The sequence below is a fragment of the Pseudomonas sp. NPDC087804 genome (assembly GCF_044742965.1).
GTDB classification, from domain to species: Bacteria; Pseudomonadota; Gammaproteobacteria; order Pseudomonadales; family Pseudomonadaceae; genus Aquipseudomonas; species Aquipseudomonas rustica.
In genome coordinates, this window is record NZ_JBIUVN010000061.1 from 1 (window position 1) to 3,775 (window position 3,775).

Below are 3,775 nucleotides of genomic sequence, written 5' to 3' on the forward strand. Positions count from 1 at the left end.
TCAATTGGCAGAGCGACGGTCTCCAAAACCGTAGGTTGGGGGTTCGATTCCCTCCTGACCTGCCAGATTCACTCAGTGTGTCTGGCTTTCTTTTCACAGGATCTTCATAGATGACTCCTAAGGCTGAAGCTCAAGGCTCTCGCTTCGATCTGCTCAAGTGGCTTGTAGTAGTTGCTTTGGTGGTTGTTGGCGTTGTTGGCAATCAGTATTACTCTGCTTCGCCGATCCTGTACCGCGTGCTGGCATTGCTTGCTCTCGCTGCTGTAGCTGCCTTTGTAGGCTTGCAGACAGCCAAGGGCAAGTCTTTCTTTGTACTGGTTAAGGAAGCTCGCACCGAGATTCGTAAAGTCGTATGGCCAACTCGCCAAGAAACCACGCAGACCACGTTGATCGTAGTGGCTGTTGTTCTGGTTATGGCGTTGCTGTTGTGGGGGCTTGATTCCCTGCTCGGCTGGCTTGTTTCCTTGATTGTCGGCTAAGGGTGTCCCGTGGCTAAGCGTTGGTACGTTGTGCATGCTTACTCGGGTTACGAGAAGCATGTAATGCGCTCTTTGGTAGAGCGTGTAAAGCTGGCTGGCATGGAAGATGGCTTCGGCGAAATTCTGGTTCCCACTGAAGAAGTGGTTGAAATGCGTAATGGCCAGAAACGCAAAAGCGAGCGCAAGTTCTTCCCAGGTTATGTGCTGGTTCAGATGGACATGAATGAGGGTACTTGGCACTTGGTCAAGGATACTCCTCGGGTGATGGGTTTCATCGGCGGTACCGCTGACAAGCCTGCACCAATCACCGATAAAGAGGCAGAAGCAATTCTGCGTCGTGTTGCTGATGGTAGCGACAAGCCTAAGCCGAAGACTCTCTTCGAGCCGGGCGAAACGGTGCGAGTCAACGACGGTCCATTCGCTGATTTCAATGGCGTTGTTGAAGAAGTTAACTACGAAAAGAGCCGGATCCAAGTGGCAGTGCTCATTTTCGGTCGCTCTACTCCGGTAGAGTTGGAGTTCAGTCAGGTCGAAAAGGTCTAACTGAAAAAGCATCCCAACCCCGCAGCCTTAGGCTGTGGGGTTTTGTCGTCACTGGGATAAACGCGCAAGTAACCGGGGAGCCTTTCGAGGCGTTCGAACCCGTAATTGGAGTGCCTCATGGCCAAGAAGATTACCGATTACATCAAGCTGCAAGTGAAGGCCGCTCAGGCTAACCCAAGCCCACCTGTTGGTCCAGCTCTGGGTCAGCACGGCGTGAACATCATGGAATTCTGCAAGGCTTTCAACGCCCGTACTCAGGGTCTTGAAGCTGGTCTGCCGACTCCAGTGATCATCACTGTCTACAGCGACCGTAGCTTCACTTTCGAAACCAAGTCCACCCCTGCTTCGGTTCTGCTGAAGAAAGCGGCTGGTCTGACTAGCGGTTCCGCTCGTCCGAACACCGTTAAGGTTGGCACCGTTACCCGTGCTCAGCTGGAAGAAATCGCGAAAACCAAAAACGCGGATCTGACTGCAGCTGATATGGATGCGGCCGTGCGTACCATCGCCGGTTCCGCTCGTAGCATGGGCCTTAACGTGGAGGGTGTGTAATGGCTAAGCTGACCAAGCGCCAAAAGGCTATCGCCGGCAAAATCGAAGCAGGCAAAAGCTACAGCTTTGTAGACGCTGCTGCCCTGCTGGCTGAGCTGTCGACTGTCAAGTTCAGCGAGTCGTTCGACATTGCTGTAAACCTCGGTGTAGACCCGCGTAAATCCGACCAGGTCGTTCGTAGCGCTACTGTGCTGCCGCACGGCACTGGCAAGACCGTTCGCGTTGCTGTGTTCACCCAAGGCCCAGCTGCTGAAGCCGCTCTGGCTGCCGGCGCTGATCGCGTAGGTATGGACGACCTGGCTGCCGAAATGAAAGGCGGCGACCTGAACTATGACGTAGTGATCGCATCCCCGGATGCAATGCGCGTTGTAGGTCAACTGGGTCAGATCCTCGGCCCACGTGGTCTGATGCCTAACCCTAAGGTTGGTACCGTAACTCCAGACGTAGCGACTGCTGTTAAAAACGCTAAAGCTGGTCAGGTTCGTTATCGCACCGACAAAAACGGCATTATCCACACCTCCGTTGGCAAGATGGGCTTCGACGCCGTCAAGCTGAAGGAAAACGTTGAAGCCCTGATCGCTGATCTGAAGCGTATCAAGCCAGCTTCCTCGAAAGGTATTTACGTTAAGCGCGTTACCCTGAGCACCACTATGGGCCCAGGTCTGGTTATCGACCAGAGCTCGCTGGACGCTTAAGACAAAAGTTGGCGTGCTTTGCACGTCAATTGAAAGATTGGGGTCCCTGCCTGGCGGGGGCTATCCAAGACCGTAGGCGACGCAAGTCTTAATACACAAGCCTACGCAGATGGTGCTCCCGGTTCCTTACCGAATCAGACACCAAAACGACATTCGGTTTCGATCGAATGAAACGGTAACAAGCAGGAGTTAACCCGTGGCAATTTATCTCGAAGACAAGAAGGCCATCGTCGCTGAAGTCAACGAGGCTGCCAAAGTCGCTCTGTCCGCTGTCGTGGTTGATGCACGTGGCGTAACAGTAGGCGCAATGACCGGACTCCGTAAAGAGGCTCGTGAAGCTGGCGTTTACGTACGTGTTGTACGTAACACCCTGCTCAAGCGCGCTGTTGCTGACACTGAATACAGTGTTCTCAACGACGTGTTCACCGGCCCGACCTTGATCGCATTCTCCAACGAACACCCGGGCGCTGCTGCTCGTCTGTTCAAAGAGTTCGCTAAAGGTCAGGACAAGTTCGAGATCAAGGCAGCTGCGTTCGAGGGCAAGTTCCTCGCAGCTAATCAGATCGACGTGCTGGCAAGCCTGCCGACCCGTGACGAAGCAATTTCCCAGCTGATGAGCGTGATTCAAGGCGCTACCAGCAAATTGGCTCGTACTCTGGCGGCACTTCGCGACCAGAAAGAAGCTGCTGCAGCCTAAGGCTGAGCGTTTCCTTTTATCGCGTATTTTTGTTTATTTCGATGGCCTCCAGGCTATCCCCCAATTCAGGAAATAAGTCATGTCTCTGACTAACGAACAAATCATCGACGCAATCGGCGAAAAATCGGTTCTGGAAATCGTTGAGCTGATCAAAGCAATGGAAGAGAAGTTCGGCGTATCCGCTGCCGCTGCTTCTGCTGGTCCAGCTGCTGCTGCCGCTGTTGTTGAAGAGCAAACCGAGTTCAACGTAATCCTGAAAGGCGCTGGCGAGAAGAAAGTCAACGTGATCAAGGCTGTACGTGAACTGACCGGTCTGGGTCTGAAAGAAGCCAAGGAGAAGGTTGACACCGCTCCTCAGGTTATCGCTGAAGGCGTTTCGAAAGAAGCTGCTGAAGACGCGAAGAAGAAGCTGGAAGAAGCAGGCGCTGAAGTCGAAGTTAAGTAACTTTCGACTTTGCACCTCCAGCCCGAGCGTCAAGCGACAGGCTGATGGCTGGTGGCTCTTGCCACCGGCCTTTTTCCGTTATTGGCAGCCGACTGGGTCGGTGCTGATAAAGGCGCTGTAACCACCCGATGCGGTGGCGCAAACCATGGGGTTTGCACGATTTTCTGGCTGCTCCCGTCGGGAGGGGCCAAACAAGCAGGTGACCAAGCTGGGGAACGCTGATGGCTTACTCATATACTGAGAAAAAACGTATCCGCAAGGACGTTAGCAAGTTGCCGGACGTCATGGATGTGCCTTAGCTCCTGGCCATCCAGCTGGATTCGTATGGTGAGTTCTTGCTAGCGGGTGCGAGTACTGATCAGTTCCG

Annotated in this window: 6 protein-coding genes and 1 pseudogene; all 7 read left to right on the plus strand. The window is 53.7% G+C overall.

The genetic code is table 11. From position 1 onward, the window contains the following. The first annotated feature begins 110 nt into the window (after positions 1-110). A complete protein-coding gene (gene secE, locus ACIOMO_RS27815; RefSeq protein ID WP_008081915.1) occupies positions 111-479 on the plus strand; it encodes a preprotein translocase subunit SecE in 369 nt (122 codons plus the stop codon). Positions 480-488: 9 nt separating this feature from the next. Beyond that, on the plus strand, positions 489-1,022 hold the full coding sequence (gene nusG, locus ACIOMO_RS27820) for a transcription termination/antitermination protein NusG (RefSeq protein WP_007916492.1): 534 nt from the start codon (positions 489-491) through the stop codon (positions 1,020-1,022). Positions 1,023-1,139: 117 nt separating this feature from the next. Further along, entirely contained in the window at positions 1,140-1,571 is a 432-nt protein-coding gene (gene rplK / locus ACIOMO_RS27825; RefSeq protein ID WP_401244680.1) for a 50S ribosomal protein L11, read from the plus strand. Then, the gene (gene rplA / locus ACIOMO_RS27830) at positions 1,571-2,266 is read left to right on the plus strand and encodes a 50S ribosomal protein L1 (RefSeq protein WP_053124322.1); all 696 of its coding nucleotides are present in this window, start codon (positions 1,571-1,573) and stop codon (positions 2,264-2,266) included. Before rplK ends, rplA begins: the two co-directional genes overlap by 1 nt. Before the next feature lie 196 nt (positions 2,267-2,462). Continuing rightward, on the plus strand, positions 2,463-2,963 hold the full coding sequence (rplJ, locus tag ACIOMO_RS27835; protein WP_053124320.1) for a 50S ribosomal protein L10: 501 nt from the start codon (positions 2,463-2,465) through the stop codon (positions 2,961-2,963). A gap of 79 nt (positions 2,964-3,042) precedes the next feature. Continuing rightward, a complete protein-coding gene (gene rplL / locus ACIOMO_RS27840; protein WP_053124318.1) occupies positions 3,043-3,408 on the plus strand; it encodes a 50S ribosomal protein L7/L12 in 366 nt (121 codons plus the stop codon). 221 nt (positions 3,409-3,629) lie between these two features. Continuing rightward, positions 3,630-3,775 (plus strand): annotated as a pseudogene (locus ACIOMO_RS27845) (hypothetical protein); the annotation flags it as partial.